The following is a 16003-nucleotide window of genomic DNA, read 5'->3' as shown; positions in this document are numbered from 1 at the left end:
GGCGATTCGCGCCGAAGGCGCGAATGGGGTATGGAAGCGCGCCGCGGGGCCCGAGGTTTGCGCAGCAAACCTTGGGGGATTTTCCGGCAAAGCCGGAAAATCAGCGGAACGGCATTCCGCCGCGCGCGCCCATCATCCCCTTCATGCCGCGCATCAGGCCTTTCATGCCGCCGCCGGCCAGCTTGGACATCATCTTTTCCATCTGCTGGTACTGCTTCATCAGCTTGTTGACGTCGGCAGGGGTCAGGCCGGCGCCCTTGGCGATGCGGGCGCGGCGCGAGCCGTTCAGCAGGCTCGGGTTGCGGCGCTCCTTCTTCGTCATGGAATTGATGATCGCCACCATGCGCGGCACTTCCTTGCCGGTGACCTGGTTCTTCACGTGGTCGGGGATCTGGCCCATGCCCGGCAGCTTGTCCATCAGGCCGTGGATGCCGCCCATGTTCTGCATCTGCTCGAGCTGGTCCTTCATGTCGTTCAGGTCGAACTTCTTGCCCTTGGCGACCTTCTCGGCGAGCTTCTGCGCCTTGTCCTTGTCGACCTGCTGCTCGACCTGCTCGACCAGCGACAGCACGTCGCCCATGTCGAGGATGCGGCTGGCGATGCGGTCGGGGTGGAACACGTCCAGGCCGTCGGGCTTCTCGCCCACGCCGATGAACTTGATCGGGCGCTGGGTGATGTAGCGAACGCTCAGCGCCGCGCCGCCGCGCGCGTCGCCGTCGGTCTTGGTGAGCACCACGCCGGTGAGCGGCAGCGCTTCGCCGAAATGCTTCGCGGTGACGGCCGCGTCCTGGCCGGTCATCGAGTCGACGACGAACAGTGTTTCGACCGGCTTGACCGCGGCGTGCAGCGCCTTGATCTCGGCCATCATCGCTTCGTCGATGCTGGTGCGGCCGGCGGTGTCGACCAGCAGCACGTCGACGAAGGACTTCTTCGCGTCGTCGATGGCGGCCTTAACGATCGCTTCGGGCTTCTGGTCCGCGCTCGAGGGGAAGAACAGCACGTCGACCTGCTGCGCGAGCGTCTTGAGCTGCTCGATCGCCGCCGGGCGATACACGTCGGCGGACACCACCATCACCTTCTTCTTGCGCTTTTCCTTCAGGTGCTTGGCGAGCTTGCCGACGGTGGTCGTCTTGCCCGCGCCCTGCAGGCCGGCCATCAGGATGACCGCCGGCGCGGGCACGTTGAGGTTCAGGTCGGCGGCCTGCGAGCCCATGACGGCCGTCATTTCGTCGCGCACGACCTTGATCAGCGCCTGGCCGGGCGTGAGCGACTTCAGCACTTCCTGGCCGACCGCACGCACCTTGATGCGCTCGATCAGCGCCTGCACCACCGGCAGCGCGACGTCGGCCTCCAGCAGGGCGATGCGCACCTCGCGCAGCGACTCGCGGATGTTCTCCTCGGTCAGGCGGCCGCGGCCGCGCAGGCGCTCGATGGTGCCGGAAAGGCGCTGGGTCAGGGATTCGAACATGCGGACGCGACCTGGTCGGAAGCAGAAAACTGGGCCGCGAAGTATAGCCCTTCGCGCACTGCGACCCGGTGCGCATCCGGCCCATGCGGTTCGTCTCGCCGCTGTGCGACACTGCCGCGATGACAATCGTTCTCATCGCCATCGTCCTGTATCTGGTCGCGACCGCCCTGCTCGTCGGCGGCGTGCGGCAGGAACCGCCCCGTCCATCGCGCCTGTGGCTGGTTCCGGCGGTGGGTGGCGTGGCGCTGCACGGGCTCGCGCACCTGCTCGCCTGGCATGCCAGCGGCGGCGCGGACATGCATTTCTACGCGGCGCTGTCGCTGGTCGGGCTCGGCATGGCGGCGCTCACCGCGCTGGTCGGCGCGGGCGGGCGGATGGCGGCGCTGGGGGTGATCGTGTTCCCGATCGCCGCGCTGGCGCTGTTCGGCTACCACCACCACGGCCACGTGCTGGGCGAACGGCTCGACTGGCGCCTGCAACTGCACGCGTGGCTGGCGTTGCTGGCGTACGCGACGCTGGCGATCGCCGCCCTGCTGGCGGTGATGCTGTGGGCGCAGGAACGCGCCCTGCGCCGGCGCGAATTCCACCGCTGGCTGCGCGCCCTGCCGCCGCTGGTGGAACTGGAGAGCCTGCTGTTCCGGACCATTGCCGTCGGTTTCGCCCTGCTCACGGCGACCCTGCTGACCGGCCTGCTGTTCGTGGAAAACCTGTTCGCCCAGCACCTGGTGCACAAGACGGTACTGAGCGTGCTGTCGTGGCTGCTGTTCGGCGGGCTGCTGCTCGGCCGCTGGCGTTACGGCTGGCGCGGCGCGGTGGCCGTCCGCTGGACCTTGGCCGCCATGGCGCTGCTGATCCTCGCCTTCTTCGGCAGCAAGTTCGTCCTGGAATTGATCCTGCGCCAACCTACCTGAGCCCCATTCAGGTTGTTGCTCGTGCGACGACAACCCGTTTCGTTTGCTGAAACAATATTTGCATTGACAAATATTGCCCAGGCGAAGAACATGCGCAGCCATGTCGCGCTCCCGTCCTCCGTCCGCCTGCAGCGGCTCCACGCTCGGACTGCTCTTCCGGCAGGTCCGCGATGCGATGTGGGCGCGCATGGAGCACGAGCTGGGCGTCGCCGGCCATGAACTCACCTTCAGCCAGTACATCGCGCTGAAGAAGCTCTCCGACGGCCCGCACGGCGTCACCGACCTTGCGCGCGCCGCCGAGCTCAACCCGGGCGCGATGACCCGCCTGCTCGACAAGCTCGAAGCGCGCGGCCTGATCGCGCGCGAAGCCGACCCGGCCGATCGCCGCGCGGTGAACATCCAGCTCACCGAGGCCGGACGCGCGATGTGGCTGGACGTGAACCAGTGCGGCCAGCGCGTGCGCGAGCGTGCGATGCACGGCATGAGCGACGCCGAACGCGAGCAGCTCATGCGGATGCTCGAGCAGGTCCGCGACAACCTTTCCCTTTCCGACACCTGACCATGGCCCTTTCCCATCCTCGCCCGCTCCGCGGGCTGAAGCCCGTGCTTTCGACGGGTACGTCTCCGAAAGCCGCCGCCACGCTCGCGATCGCCCTGGCGAGCGCGCTGGTCCTGGCCGGCTGCGCCAGTTCGCGCGGCCTCGCGCCGGAAGGCCGCCCGCTCGACGCGGACAGCCTGCAGGCGCAGCGCTCGCTGTCCGGCGTCGCGGTGTCCGATGCGGCCTTCCCGACGCAGGACTGGTGGACCACGCTCGGCGATGCGCAGCTGGACTCGCTGATCGTCGAAGCGCTGCAGGGCACGCCGAGCCTCGCCGCCGCCGACGCGCGCCTGCGCCAGGCCGTCGCGCAGGCCGGACTCGCCGATGCGCAACGCAAGCCGACGCTCGGCGCGAGCGCGCAGTACTCCGGCCTCCAACTGCCCGAAACGGTCGCGCCCGAGCCGCTTGGCGGTTCCTACCAGGGCGTCGGCCTGCTGAGCCTCAACTTCAAGTACACCTTCGACCTGTGGGGCGGCGAACGCGCGAAGTGGCAGGCCGCGCTCGGCCAGGCGCGCGCGGCGGAAGTCGATGCGCAGGCCGCGCGCCTGACGCTCTCCTCCGGCATCGCCCGCACGTATGTCGCGCTGGCGCAGGCGTTCGATGCGAACGACGTCGCCAGGGCCGATTTCGACCGCGCCAGCGGCCTGCTCGAACTCGGTCGCCAGCGCGTCGCCGCGGGCCTGGACAACCAGTTGCAGATCCGCAACGCCGAAAGCGCCGTCGCCAGCGCGCAGCAGCAGATCCAGGCCAGCAAGCATGAGATCGAAGTGACGCGCAACGCGCTCGCCGCGCTGCTGGGCAAGGGCCCGGATCGCGGTCGCGACATCGCGCGTCCGATGATCCTGCACGCCGCCACGCCGACGCTGCCGTCGGTGCTGCCGAGCGAACTGCTGGGCCACCGCCCCGACGTGGTCGCCGCGCGCTGGCGCGTGGAAGCCGCGCAGCACGGCATCAAGGCGAGCAAGGCCGCGTTCTATCCGACCATCAACCTGAGCGCGATGGCCGGCGTCGCCGCCGGCAACCTCGGCGACCTGTTCGGCAGCGACGCGCTGCTGCTGCAGGGCGGCCCGGCGATCAGCCTGCCGATCTTCGACGGCGGCCGGCTGCGCAACAACCTCGCCAGCAGCGATGCGACCTACGACCTCGCGGTCGCCAACTACAACCAGTCGCTGGTCGGCGCGCTGCGCGAAGTCGCCGACGCCGTGCATTCGGCGCGTTCGCTCGACGCGCAGATCGCCTCCGCCACGCGGGCGCGCGATGCCGCGCGCAGCGCGTGGGACATCGCGACGCAGCGCTACAGGGCCGGCCTGGGCACGCAGCTCGACGTGCTCGCCGCGCAGCGTCCGCTGCTCGACAGCGATCGCCAGCTGACGGTGTTGCGCGCGCAGCGGCTCGCCGCGTCCATCGACCTCGACCGCGCGCTCGGCGGCGGCCTGGTCCTGACGGCTCCCACCTCCGACTCCACTTCCGACATCGCCAAGGCCCCCACGCCATGACCACCGAACACAATCCCAATGCGAAGGCGGCTGCGCCGCAGTCCAATGGCAAGCGCAAGAAGGCGCTGACGATCCTCGCCGCCGTGGTCGCCCTGGCGGGCATCGGCTGGGCGGCGTGGTACCTGCTCGTCGCGCGTTTCCACGAAGACACCGACGACGCCTACGTGCAGGGCAACGTCGTCAGCATCGTCCCGCAGACGCAGGGCACTGTGGTGAGCATCGACGCCGACGACGGCATGAAGGTCGAAGCCGGCCAGCCGCTGGTGCACCTGGATCCGAACGACGCGCAGGTCGCCTACGACCAGGCCGTGGCGAACCTCGCCAACACCGTGCGCCAGGTGCGCGGCCTGTACAGCGCGGTCGATGCGGGCGCGGCCGATCTCGCCGCTCGCGAAGCGCAGGTCGCGCGTGCGCGCGCCGACCTGAAGCGTCGCGAAGGCCTCGTCGGCAACGGCGCGGTGTCGGCGGAAGAACTCGCGCATGCACGCAACGAACTCGCCGTCCTCGAAGCCGGCCTGCGTGCCTCCAGCGGCAACCTCTCGCGCAACCGTGCGCTGGTCGATGCCACCGAAGTCGGCACGCAGCCGCAGGTCGCCGCCGCCGCGTCGCAGCTGCGCCAGGCGTACCTCAACCTGCAGCGCACCGCGATCGTCGCGCCCGTGTCGGGCTACATCGCCAAGCGCGAAGTGCAGCTTGGCCAGCGCGTGCAGCCGGGCGTGAACCTGATGACCATCGTTCCGCTGGAACAGCTGTGGGTCGAGGCGAACTTCAAGGAAACGCAGCTGGCGAAGATGCGCATCGGCCAGCCGGTGAAGGTGCACGCCGACCTGTACGGCAGCGACGTCGAATACGACGGCAAGGTCGTCTCGCTCGGCATGGGCACGGGCAGCGCGTTCTCCCTGCTGCCGGCCCAGAACGCCAGCGGCAACTGGATCAAGATCGTGCAGCGCGTGCCGGTGCGCATCGAAGTCGAGCCGAAGCAGCTTGCCGATCATCCGCTGCGCCTGGGCCTGAGCATGAACGTGGACGTCACCGTGCGCGACCAGGCCGGCCCCGTGCTCGTGCCGGCGCGCAGGAACGACAAGCCGCTGTTCACCACCGCCGCGTACGAAAAGCAGCTCAACGATGCGAACGCGCTGATCGACAAGGTGATCCGCGAGAACCTGCCGGGCACGCGCCACGGTTGATCGGCGCGCATCGATGCGCGCAACGCTCCACGTCTTCTTTGCCGTCATCCCCGCGAAAGCGGGGGCCTGCCGACCGATCCCTCCCCCGAACGTCGCAGGATTCCCGCCTTCGCGGGAATGACGGCCCTTCTTCCCACGACGCGTCGCGAGCCGCTCGCGTCGCACACCTCCAGACGACGCCATGTCCACCATCGCGCAACAGGAAGAGGAAATGGGTTTGCCGGTCACGCCGGAACCGCCCAAGACCGCCTTCCGTCCGCCCAACATCGCGTTGACGACCGTCGGCCTCGCGCTGGCGTCGTTCATGCAGGTGCTCGACACCACCATCGCCAACGTCTCGCTGCCGACCATTTCCGGCAACCTCGGTGCGAGCGCGAACCAGGCGACGTGGGTCATCACGTCCTTCGCCGTGAGCAACGCGATCGCGCTGCCGCTCACCGGCTTCCTCACGCGCCGCTTCGGCGAGCGCAAGCTGTTCACCTGGGCGACGCTCGCATTCGTCATTGCCTCGCTGCTGTGCGGCCTGGCGAACTCGATGGGCCTGCTGGTCGCCGCGCGTGCGCTGCAGGGCTTCGTCGCCGGCCCGATGTACCCGGTCACGCAGGCGCTGCTGATCTCGATCTATCCACCGCACAAACGCGGACAGGCGATCGCGCTGCTGGCGATGGTGACGGTCGTGGCGCCGATCGCGGGCCCGATTCTCGGCGGCTGGATCACCGACAACTACAGCTGGGAATGGATCTTCTTCATCAACGTGCCGATCGGCATCTTCTCCAGCATCGTCGTCGGGCGGCAGCTCAAGGGTCGCCCGGAGAAGCTGGAAAAGCCGAAGATGGACTACATCGGCCTGGCGACGCTGGTGCTGGGCGTGGGCGCGCTGCAGATCATGCTCGACCTGGGCAACGACGAGGACTGGTTCAACTCGACCAAGATCGTGTGGCTGACGGTGATCGCGGTGATCGCGCTGGCGGTGTTCGTGATCTGGGAACTCACCGAGAAGGACCCCATCGTCAACCTGCGCCTGTTCCGCCATCGCAATTTCGCCAGCGGCACGGCGGCGATGGTGATGGCGTACTCAGCGTTCTTCAGCGTCGGCCTGCTGGTGCCGCTGTGGCTGCAGCGCAACCTGGGCTACACGCCGATCTGGGCCGGTTTCGCCAGCGCGCCCATCGGCATCCTGCCGGTGCTGCTGACGCCGCTGGTGGGCAAGTACGCGTCGAAGTTCGACCTGCGCATGCTGGCGACATTCGCCTTCATCGTGATGGCGGCCACCAGCTTCTACCGCTCCGGCTTCAACCTCGACGTGGACTTCGCACGCGTGGCCGAAGTGCAGTTGTGGCAGGGCTTGGGCGTGGCGCTGTTCTTCATGCCGGTGCTGACGATATTGCTGTCGGACCTGGAGCCGCATGAGATCGCGGCGGGTTCGGGCCTGGCGACGTTCGTGCGAACGCTCGGCGGCAGCTTCGCGGCGTCGCTGACGACGTGGGCCTGGAACCAGCGCAGCACGATCCATCATGCGCGGCTGACCGAGAACATCGGCGCCTACGATCCGGCGATGCAGCAGACCGTGACCTCGCTGGGCCAGGGCGACCTGCAGCGCGGCGCGGTGGTGATGAACCAGATGATCTCGCAGCAGGCGGTGCAGATCGGCTTCAACGAGATCTTCCACCTGCTGGGCATCCTGTTCCTGGTGGTGATCGTGTTCGTCTGGTTCGCCAGGCCGCCGTTCTCGGCGAAGGTGGGCGGCGCGGCGGCGGGTGGGCATTGAGGCTCATGCCTTTTCAGCGCTTGTAGCCTTTGTAGCCCGGGTAAGCGAAGCGCACCCGGGTTGGGCGTGACAGTCCCCGGGTGCGCTTCGCTGACCCGGGCTGCAAGGGCGGCACCGCCAGCGCGAGATGACCGTCCTTCCCAGGACGCCCGCAGGAAGCGCACCAAGATCCCATTCCACATAGGCCGCCCACGGCGATCCACGCCGTTGTAAGGGTCATCGGACATCCTCCCACCCCGATGCCCCACTACGTCCTCACCCTCTCCTGCCCCGATCGCCCGGGCATCGTCAATGCCGTCACCGGGCATCTGCTGCGGTTCGAGGGCAACATCCTCGAAGCGCAGCAGTACAACGACCGCGAAACCGACCGCTTCTTCATGCGCACCGTGTTCGCGCTCGCGCCGCAAGCGCACGCGCAGGTGCGCGAGGGCTTCGATGCGCTCGCGCAGGCGTTCCGCATGGAATGGTCGCTGCGCGATCGCAGCGAACCGCGTCGTGTGATGCTGCTCGCTTCAAAGTTCGACCACTGCCTCGCCGACGTCCTGTACCGCTGGCGTATCGGCGAATTGCCGATGGCGATCACCGCCGTCGTCGCCAACCATCCGCGCGAGACCTACCGACATCTGGATTTCGACGGCATTCCCTTCCACCACCTTCCGGTGGAAAAAGGTCGCAAGCACGAACAGGAAGCCGCGCTGGCCGCATTGATCCACGACACCGGCACCGAACTCGTCGTGCTCGCGCGCTACATGCAGGTGCTGTCGGCGGAACTGGCGCGCACGCTCGCCGGACGCTGCATCAACATCCACCACTCGTTCCTGCCCGGCTTCAAGGGCGCGCGGCCGTACCACCAGGCGCATGCGCGCGGGGTCAAGCTGATCGGCGCGACGGCGCATTTCGTCACCGCCGACCTCGACGAAGGCCCGATCATCGAACAGGACACGCAACGCGTCAGCCACCACGACACGCCCGACGACCTCGTCCGCATCGGCCGCGACATCGAACGTCGCGTGCTCGCGCAGGCGCTGCGCTACTGGCTCGACGACCGCATCCTGCTCAACGGCCATCGCACGGTGGTATTCGCCGTGTGAATGAACGCGCTTTCGCCGCACGCACACATGCGTTGGGTAAGGTGCGGCCATGGGCGCCGCACGCTGGATCATCGCGATTTGGCTGGGAACCGTCATCGTTTCGACGGTGCTCGTGGGCTGGATCGTGCTGTGGCACCGCCTCCTCCTGCAGCGCGAAGCGTTGCGCCTGCAGGCCGCGTTCGACGCCCTCTGCTTTCCCACGCCGGCCGGGCCGGTGATGGGCGAAGCGCTCACCGTGGTGAAGATCGCCTACCAGCTCGACGAACCCGATCCGTCGCTCGGCGCGCGCGCAGGCCCGGCGCATTGGGATTCGCTGTGGTACGCGGCGGGACCGGGGCCGAGCTATTTCCTCGCGATCTGCACGCTCGACGCACATGCGTCGGAGCTGGCGCCGCGCTGGATCGTGCGACGCTTGGACGAGGCGCGAATGCGCGCCGCGCTGACCGACGACGCGCGCGCGCAGATGCTGGCGTTCGGGGAGGCGATCGAGGCCTGAGCCTCACGCCTGTTCGAGCGCGTCCGCCAGCCGCTCCACCGCGATCACTTCCATTTCGCCGACGCGCCCGCCCTTGGGCGCATTCGACTTCGGCACGATCGCGCGCTTGAAGCCGTGCGTGGCGGCTTCCTTCAGGCGCTCCTCGCCGTTGGGAACCGGGCGGATCTCGCCCGACAGACCGACCTCACCGAACGCGACGGTCTGCTCGGCCAGCGGCCGATCGCGCAGCGACGACAGCACGGCGAGCAGCACCGGCAGGTCCGCGGCGGTTTCCTGCACGCGGATGCCGCCTACCACATTCACGAACACGTCCTGGTCGCCCACGCCGATGCCGCCGTGGCGATGCAGCACCGCAAGCAGCATCGCCAGACGGTTGCCTTCCATGCCGACCGCGACGCGACGCGGGTTCGACAGTGGCGAGGCATCGACCAGCGCCTGCACTTCCACCAGCAGCGGGCGCGTGCCTTCGCGCGTGACCATCACGCAGCTGCCCGGCTGCGGACGCTGGCTGCCGGAGAGGAAGATCGCCGAGGGATTGGGCACTTCGCGCAGGCCCTTCTCGCCCATCGCGAACACGCCCAGTTCGTTGACCGCGCCGAAGCGGTTCTTGAACGCGCGCAACACGCGGAAACGGCTGCCGCTCTCGCCCTCGAAATACAGCACCGCGTCGACCATGTGCTCGAGCACGCGCGGGCCGGCGATGCCGCCCTCCTTGGTGACGTGACCGACGAGGAACACGGCGGTGCCGGTTTCCTTCGCGTAACGCACCAGGCGCGCCGCACTTTCGCGCACCTGGCTCACCGAACCCGGGGCGGCGCTGAGTTCTTCGGTCCACAGCGTCTGCACGGAGTCGGCGACGATGAGGCCCGGACGCATCTTCGCGGCATGTTCGAGCACGCGTTCGACGCCGGTCTCGGCCAGCGCATGCACGCCATCGACCGGCACGCCCAGGCGCGCGGCGCGACCGGCCACCTGCGCGAGCGATTCCTCGCCGGTGACGTACAGGCCGGGCAGCGTGCCTGCCATCTTGCTGATCGCCTGCAGCAGCAGCGTGGACTTGCCGATGCCCGGATCGCCGCCCACCAGCACCACCGAGCCGTGCACCAGGCCGCCGCCGAGCACGCGGTCGAACTCGCCGATGCCGGTGCTGACGCGGTCTTCCTCGGTGTGGCGCACGTCGCGCAGCGCGGTGACGGTGGGCGCGTCGGCCTTGCCGGCCCAACTGCCGCGACGGCTCGCGGCGACGCTGGCGCCTGCCTTCGCGGCGGGTTCGACGACGAATTCGCCCAGCGTGTTCCAGCCCCCGCATTCGCCGCACTGGCCCTGCCACTTGCTGTGGTCGGCGCCGCATTCGGAACATACGTAGGCGGTGCGGGCTTTGGAGGCGGATTTCGCGGGTTTCGACATGGGGGAATGCGGCGACGAGACTGCCGGCACTCTACCCGGCCCACGTCGCGGAAGGCGAGACGCGGGCGATTGAACGCTACGCGGCGTAGCGGATGTGGCGCTCGGGGTAATGCGCCGTCAGTTCGTGCTGTGGAAGGCCCAGCAGGCCACCCACGTCGCCGTGCGGCACGATGCTGTAGCCGCGCGCGTCGATGTCCTTGACGATGCCCATCCAGTCGAGCTTCGGCACCACGTGGTCGCTGTCCACCGACCAGCCGAATCGCACGTCGCCCAGCGCCGCCATCTCGTCGCCGGGTAGCCGCGTGCCGCACGGCGCCACCACGAAACCTTCGTTCTGTCCCACCACGAAGACGTCCACCTGCATGTTCGACACCTGCTCCTGCCCCTGTCGAAAAAAACTGGCGGCATGGTGGCGATGGCGCCGCTAAAAAACGGTGAACATCAGATTGCCGGGAGATGAATCGTTCAGGCGTCGGGTGTGATGGAGGAGTTCAGGCGCGGTGTGCTTTTCCGGATGTGGATCTCGGAACTCTCGGAATACGAACGCGCATCCATCAAAAGAGAACGGGTGGCTCATGAGCCACCCGTTGCTAGGCGTTACGGAAACCAGTTCGCGCCATACCTGTGACCCCGCGGTTTACTGCGATGGTCGAATCTCTGGTTTTCATCCAAAGGGGGTGAAGGTGCTTGTTTGCAAGGTCAGAAACCTTGCGGATACCACTGGTTAATACGCTGACTGTTTTCTTCATGAAGCCTCCTGTAATTGTGTGTCCGATGATTTCGCCAGCGATGAACTGCAAGGCGAAGATTGCAATGCCTGTTCCAGGGAGCAGGCTTTCGAACGTAAGGCACAGGCAGAAGCGAACAGCTACCGCTCCGCATCCAAAGGACCTGGTTGCTGGATACGCCCTGGCACATCCAACATGGCCGCGATATTAGCGAACAAGCGAACCAAATGTCAAGATAACTCATTGAATTTAAATAATTTATTATGAGTTCGCGCAGGTTCGCTGGCATGCACTGATTTGATATCCAGCGCAAAAAAAAGCCCCGCCGAAGCGGGGCTCTAAAAAATCTGGTGCCGGAAACAGGAGTCGAACCTGCGACCTACGCATTACGAATGCGCCGCTCTACCAACTGAGCTATTCCGGCGGATCTTGCCGCGAAGCGCCTGCCTGGCCGATGGGCCGGAGGGAGCTCCGCGAAGACGGGAATTCTAGGGCGGGGGCGCTTTTCGGTCAACGTACCCGGTCCATGCGCCCGGGCGACATGCCCCGCCAGCACACCCTCAGTCCACCAGCTGCAGCCGCAGTTCCTTCGGCAGGGCGAAGACCATGTTCTCCGGCTCGCCGTCGAGGTCGGACACGTGCGCGGCGCCCAACTCGCGCAGGCGGTCGATCACACCGCGCACCAGCACCTCCGGTGCGGATGCGCCCGCGGTGACGCCGATGCGCTGGCGGCCGGCCACCCACTTCGGGTCGATCTCGATCGCGCCGTCGATGAGGTAAGCCTCCACGCCTTCGCGCTCGGCCAGCTCGCGCAGGCGGTTGGAGTTGGAGCTGTTGACCGAGCCGACCACCAGCACCAGGTCGCAGCGCGCGGCCAGTTCGCGCACGGCGTCCTGGCGGTTCTGCGTGGCGTAGCAGATGTCGTCGTTCTTCGGGCCCTGGATCGCCGGGAACTTCGCGCGCAGGGCCTCGATGACGCCGCGGGTGTCGTCCACCGACAGCGTCGTCTGCGTGGTGTAGGCGACGTTTTCCGGCTGGTCGATGTGCAGCGCGGCGACGTCCTCGCTGTCCTCGACCAGGTAGATGCGCCCGGCGCCCGCCTCGCGGCGCCACTGGCCCATCGTGCCCTCCACTTCCGGATGGCCCTCGTGCCCGATCAGCACCACGTCGCGACCGGCGCGGCAGTGGCGCGCGACTTCCAGGTGCACCTTGGTCACCAGCGGACAGGTCGCGTCGAACACCTTCAGCCCGCGACGCTCGGCTTCCATCCGCACCGCACGGGCGACGCCGTGCGCGCTGAAGATCACCGTCGCGTTGTCGGGCACCTCGTCGAGCTCCTCGACGAAGATCGCGCCGCGATGCTTCAGGTCGTCCACCACGAAGCGGTTGTGCACCACTTCGTGGCGCACGTAGATCGGCGCACCGAGGGTCTCGATGGCGCGCTTGACGATCTCGATGGCGCGGTCGACACCGGCGCAGAAACCACGGGGATTGGCGAGGAGGACTTCCATGAGACTTATTCTACCGGCGCCTGCTGGAAGCCGACGCCGGCTTGCTGAACAGCCCGAACAGGGCGATGCCGACGGCGCCGGCGACGATCGCCGCATCCGCCACGTTGAAGGCCGGCCAGTAGTAATCGCGCCAGTACCACTGGATGAAATCGACCACGTGGCCGTGCATCAGGCGGTCGATCACGTTGCCCAGCGCACCGCCGATCACCAGCGCGTACGGCAGCGCGCTCCTCCAGTCGCGCCGCGGCGTGCGGCTCAGCCACCAGCCCAGCAGGCCGCTGATCGCCACCGCCAGCACGACGAAGAAGTACTTCTGCCAGCCGCTGGCATCGCTGAGGAAGCTGAACGCCGCGCCGGTGTTGTAGGTGCGGTACCAGTTCCAGAAGCCGTCGATGACCGGGATCGCGGTGTACTCGGGCAGCGAGCCGAGCACCCACATCTTGGTGGCCTGGTCGAGGACGATCACCGCCACCGAGACGAGCAGCCACGGCAGCGCGTTGGGGCGGACCGGCGCCATCAGAACCACTCCCTGTGTTCGCCGTCGCCGGCAAGGTTGATCACGCAGCGGCCGCACAGCTGCGGATGCGTCTCATCGCTGCCGATGTCGGCCCGATACTGCCAGCAGCGCACGCACTTGGATTTGGTCGTCGGCGCGGCGAGCACGGCGATGTCCTTGATGGCGTCGTCGGCCACCACTTCCACGTCGCCGCTGATGAACAGGAAGCGCAGTTCATCGGCGAACGGCGCCAGCCAGTTCTGGTCGGCGACGCCGGCGCGAAGCGAGATCTCGGCCTCCAGCGCCGCGCCGATCTCGCCGGCCGCGCGCATCGGCTCCAGCGTCCTGCTGACTTCCTCGCGCAGCACGAGCAGGCGGTCGAAATCCTCCGCCGACAGCGCCGCGTCTTCCGGCAGCAGCGCCAGGCCGTCGTACCAGGTGACGAACAGGACGTTGTCCTCGCGCGGGCCGTGCTCGGTGACGGCCGGCAGGTGGCGCCACATCTCGTCGGCGGTGAACGCCAGGATCGGGGCGATCCAGCGCACGAACGCCTCGGCGATGCGGTACATCGCGCTCTGCGCCGAACGGCGGCCGCGCGAGTCCTCCGGCATCGTGTAGAGGCGGTCCTTCGTGACGTCGAGGTACAGCGATCCCAGGTCGACCGAGCAGAAGTTCGACAGCGCCTGCACGATCTCGGCGAAGTCGTAGCGCTCGTACGCGCTGGCGATGCGGTCCTGCAGTTCGGCGGCGCGATGCACGATCCAGCGGTCGAGCGCGACCATGTCCTCCAACGGACGCAGGTGCGTCGCCGGCTCGAAACCGTTGAGGTTCGCCAGCAGGAAGCGCGCCGTGTTGCGGATGCGGCGATAGACGTCCGAGGTGCGCTTGAGGATGTTGTCCGACACCGACATCTCGTTGCGGTAGTCGGTGGAGGCGATCCACAGGCGCAGCACGTCGGCGCCCATCGCGTTGATGACCTTCTGCGGCTCGACGGTGTTGCCGAGCGACTTGGACATCTTCTTGCCCTGCTCGTCCACGGTGAAACCGTGCGTCAGCACCTGGCGGTACGGCGCGACGCCGTCCATCGCCACGCCGGTGAGCAGCGAGGAATGGAACCAGCCGCGATGCTGGTCGGAGCCTTCCAGGTAGAGATCCGCCGGCTTGTAGAGGCCGTCCTGCGGACGCTGTGCGAGCACGCACTCGTGGCTCACGCCGGAGTCGAACCAGACGTCGAGGATGTCGGTGACCTTCTCGTACTGCGAGGCTTCATCGCCCAGCAGTTCCTCGGCGGTCATCGCATACCACGCATCGGCGCCGGTCTGCTCGACCTTCTCGGCGACCTTGCGCATCAGCTCGGGCGAACGCGGGTGGATCTCGCCGGTCTCGCGATGGAAGAACAGCGCGATCGGCACGCCCCAGTAGCGCTGGCGGGAGATCGTCCAGTCCGGGCGGCCTTCGATCATGTTGTAGATGCGCGCCTCGCCCCACTCGGGCACCCACGCGACCTTGCCGATCTCGGTGAGCGCATCGCGGCGCAGGTTGGCCTGCTCCATCGAGATGAACCACTGCGGCGTGGTGCGGAAGATCACCGGCGTCTTGTGACGCCAGCAATGCGGGTAGCTGTGCGTGAGCTTGTGCGCGGCCAGCAGGTGGCCGCTGGCGCGGACGACGTCGACGAGGATGTCGTTCGCCTTCCACAGGTGCAGGCGGGCGAGCACGACGCCGTCGGCCGGCGGCGTGGTCGGCAGGTACACGCCCTTCGCATCGACCGGGTTGATCTGCGCGGCGGTGTACTTGTCGGTCAGGCCGTACTTCAGGCCGATCGTGTAGTCGTCCGGGCCGTGGCCCGGCGCGGTATGGACCATGCCGGTGCCGTCTTCGGCGGAGACGTGGTCGCCGACCAGCACCGGGATGTCGCGCTCGGCGTAGAAGGGATGCGCCATCAGCGCATTCTCGAGATCGCGCCCCAGCGCGCGGCCGAGGATCGTCACCTCGTCCACGCCGTAACGCGACAGCGCCTTGCCGGCGAGCGCCTCGGCCAGCACGAGCAGACGCCGGCCGCCATCGGGCGTGTTCGGCCCTTCGACCAGCACGTAGTCGAGTTCCGGGCCAACGCTGATCGCCAGGCTCGCCGGCAGCGTCCACGGCGTGGTGGTCCAGATCGGCATCGCGACGCGCACGCCGTCGTCCGCGCTGGCACCGAACAGGCGTGCCACGGCCTGCGGATCGCGCGCGTCGTAGGCGACGTCGATCGCCCAGGACTGCTTGTCGGCGTATTCGATCTCGGCTTCGGCCAGCGCCGAGCCGCAATCGAAGCACCAGTGCACCGGCTTCGCGCCGCGCACCAGATGGCCGCGCTCGACGATCTTCGCCAGCGACCGCATGATGTCCGCCTCGTAGCGGAAATCCATGGTGCGATACGGCTGTTCCCAGTCGCCGACCACACCCAGCCGCTTGAAGTCGCGGCGCTGCAGGTCGATCTGCTCGGCGGCGTATTCGCGGCACTTTTGCCGGAACGCGGCGGCGTCGAGCTTCTCGCCGACCTTGCCGAACTTCTTCTCGACCTGGTGCTCGATCGGCAGGCCATGGCAGTCCCAGCCCGGCACGTACGGCGCGTCATAGCCGGCCATCAGCTTGGACTTCACCACCAGGTCCTTGAGGACCTTGTTGACCGCGTGGCCGATGTGGATCGCGCCGTTGGCGTACGGCGGGCCGTCGTGCAGCACGAAGCTGCGCTCGCGCTTGCCGACCTTCTCGCGGATTCGCGCGTACAGGCCTTCGCTTTCCCAGCGCGCGAGCGTTTCCGGTTCGCGCTTGGGCAGGTCGCCGCGCATCGGGAATTCCGT

The 16003-nt window shown here is 67.7% G+C and carries 13 protein-coding genes and 1 tRNA gene; 7 read left to right on the top strand and 7 right to left on the bottom strand.

Annotation, left to right across the window (positions count from 1 at the left end; genetic code table 11):
- Positions 1-100: 100 nt before the first annotated feature.
- Entirely contained in the window at positions 101-1468 is a 1368-nt protein-coding gene (ffh, locus tag AC3ANK_RS05810) for a signal recognition particle protein (RefSeq protein WP_484172369.1), read from the bottom strand.
- A 119-nt stretch (positions 1469-1587) separates the two neighbouring features.
- Here ffh and AC3ANK_RS05805 point away from each other — a divergent pair, with 119 nt between their 5' ends.
- The 7 genes from AC3ANK_RS05805 (at position 1588) to AC3ANK_RS05775 (ending at position 9015) form a co-directional block, all read left to right on the top strand.
- Entirely contained in the window at positions 1588-2379 is a 792-nt protein-coding gene (locus AC3ANK_RS05805; protein WP_484172368.1) for a cytochrome C assembly family protein, read from the top strand.
- Between the two features lie 100 nt (positions 2380-2479).
- Complete coding sequence (locus tag AC3ANK_RS05800) at positions 2480-2938, top strand: MarR family winged helix-turn-helix transcriptional regulator (protein WP_484172367.1); 459 nt, start codon at positions 2480-2482, stop codon at positions 2936-2938.
- Positions 2939-2940: 2 nt separating this feature from the next.
- Positions 2941-4473, top strand: a complete 1533-nt coding sequence (locus AC3ANK_RS05795; protein WP_484172366.1) for an efflux transporter outer membrane subunit — start codon at positions 2941-2943, stop codon at positions 4471-4473.
- Positions 4470-5660, top strand: coding sequence for an EmrA/EmrK family multidrug efflux transporter periplasmic adaptor subunit (locus tag AC3ANK_RS05790; protein ID WP_484172365.1), 1191 nt, complete (start codon positions 4470-4472; stop codon positions 5658-5660). Before AC3ANK_RS05795 ends, AC3ANK_RS05790 begins: the two co-directional genes overlap by 4 nt.
- 211 nt (positions 5661-5871) lie before the next feature.
- The gene (locus AC3ANK_RS05785; RefSeq protein ID WP_242525032.1) at positions 5872-7428 is read left to right on the top strand and encodes a DHA2 family efflux MFS transporter permease subunit; all 1557 of its coding nucleotides are present in this window, start codon (positions 5872-5874) and stop codon (positions 7426-7428) included.
- A gap of 239 nt (positions 7429-7667) precedes the next feature.
- On the top strand, positions 7668-8519 hold the full coding sequence (gene purU / locus AC3ANK_RS05780) for a formyltetrahydrofolate deformylase (RefSeq protein WP_484172364.1): 852 nt from the start codon (positions 7668-7670) through the stop codon (positions 8517-8519).
- Between the two features lie 49 nt (positions 8520-8568).
- On the top strand, positions 8569-9015 hold the full coding sequence (locus tag AC3ANK_RS05775) for a hypothetical protein (protein ID WP_206859440.1): 447 nt from the start codon (positions 8569-8571) through the stop codon (positions 9013-9015).
- A gap of 3 nt (positions 9016-9018) precedes the next feature.
- Here AC3ANK_RS05775 and radA read toward each other — a convergent pair whose 3' ends face one another.
- The 6 genes from radA to ileS all read right to left on the bottom strand — a co-directional run bounded on the left by radA (position 9019) and on the right by ileS (position 15991).
- A complete protein-coding gene (radA, locus tag AC3ANK_RS05770; protein ID WP_484172363.1) occupies positions 9019-10422 on the bottom strand; it encodes a DNA repair protein RadA in 1404 nt (467 codons plus the stop codon).
- 76 nt (positions 10423-10498) lie between these two features.
- Positions 10499-10786: a hypothetical protein gene (locus AC3ANK_RS05765; RefSeq protein WP_206859448.1), complete on the bottom strand. Its 288-nt coding sequence runs from the start codon at positions 10784-10786 to the stop codon at positions 10499-10501.
- A 712-nt stretch (positions 10787-11498) separates the two neighbouring features.
- A tRNA-Thr gene (locus tag AC3ANK_RS05760) sits at positions 11499-11574 on the bottom strand.
- Between the two features lie 136 nt (positions 11575-11710).
- A complete protein-coding gene (gene ispH / locus AC3ANK_RS05755; protein ID WP_484172362.1) occupies positions 11711-12661 on the bottom strand; it encodes a 4-hydroxy-3-methylbut-2-enyl diphosphate reductase in 951 nt (316 codons plus the stop codon).
- Between the two features lie 10 nt (positions 12662-12671).
- Positions 12672-13178 carry a signal peptidase II gene (lspA, locus tag AC3ANK_RS05750; RefSeq protein ID WP_484172361.1) on the bottom strand — a complete coding sequence of 169 codons (507 nt, stop codon included), beginning with the start codon at positions 13176-13178 and terminating at the stop codon, positions 12672-12674.
- Positions 13178-15991 carry an isoleucine--tRNA ligase gene (ileS, locus tag AC3ANK_RS05745; protein WP_484172847.1) on the bottom strand — a complete coding sequence of 938 codons (2814 nt, stop codon included), beginning with the start codon at positions 15989-15991 and terminating at the stop codon, positions 13178-13180. Before ileS ends, lspA begins: the two co-directional genes overlap by 1 nt.
- Between the last annotated feature and the right edge of the window lie 12 nt (positions 15992-16003).

This window comes from Lysobacter sp. SCRH-1R (assembly GCF_057747855.1).
Note: the sequence above shows the minus strand (reverse complement) of the source record. Positions and strands in the feature narration are given on the sequence as shown.

What these genes read in the sequence shown, in the direction of transcription:
- ffh (WP_484172369.1), bottom strand. Translation starts at nt 1,468, where the DNA reads ATGTTCGAATCCCTGACCCAGCGCCTTTCCGGCACCATCGAGCGCCTG.
- AC3ANK_RS05805 (WP_484172368.1), top strand. Translation starts at nt 1,588, where the DNA reads ATGACAATCGTTCTCATCGCCATCGTCCTGTATCTGGTCGCGACCGCC.
- AC3ANK_RS05800 (WP_484172367.1), top strand. Translation starts at nt 2,480, where the DNA reads ATGTCGCGCTCCCGTCCTCCGTCCGCCTGCAGCGGCTCCACGCTCGGA.
- AC3ANK_RS05795 (WP_484172366.1), top strand. Translation starts at nt 2,941, where the DNA reads ATGGCCCTTTCCCATCCTCGCCCGCTCCGCGGGCTGAAGCCCGTGCTT.
- AC3ANK_RS05790 (WP_484172365.1), top strand. Translation starts at nt 4,470, where the DNA reads ATGACCACCGAACACAATCCCAATGCGAAGGCGGCTGCGCCGCAGTCC.
- AC3ANK_RS05785 (WP_242525032.1), top strand. Translation starts at nt 5,872, where the DNA reads ATGGGTTTGCCGGTCACGCCGGAACCGCCCAAGACCGCCTTCCGTCCG.
- purU (WP_484172364.1), top strand. Translation starts at nt 7,668, where the DNA reads ATGCCCCACTACGTCCTCACCCTCTCCTGCCCCGATCGCCCGGGCATC.
- AC3ANK_RS05775 (WP_206859440.1), top strand. Translation starts at nt 8,569, where the DNA reads ATGGGCGCCGCACGCTGGATCATCGCGATTTGGCTGGGAACCGTCATC.
- radA (WP_484172363.1), bottom strand. Translation starts at nt 10,422, where the DNA reads ATGTCGAAACCCGCGAAATCCGCCTCCAAAGCCCGCACCGCCTACGTA.
- AC3ANK_RS05765 (WP_206859448.1), bottom strand. Translation starts at nt 10,786, where the DNA reads ATGCAGGTGGACGTCTTCGTGGTGGGACAGAACGAAGGTTTCGTGGTG.
- ispH (WP_484172362.1), bottom strand. Translation starts at nt 12,661, where the DNA reads ATGGAAGTCCTCCTCGCCAATCCCCGTGGTTTCTGCGCCGGTGTCGAC.
- lspA (WP_484172361.1), bottom strand. Translation starts at nt 13,178, where the DNA reads ATGGCGCCGGTCCGCCCCAACGCGCTGCCGTGGCTGCTCGTCTCGGTG.
- ileS (WP_484172847.1), bottom strand. Translation starts at nt 15,991, where the DNA reads ATGCGCGGCGACCTGCCCAAGCGCGAACCGGAAACGCTCGCGCGCTGG.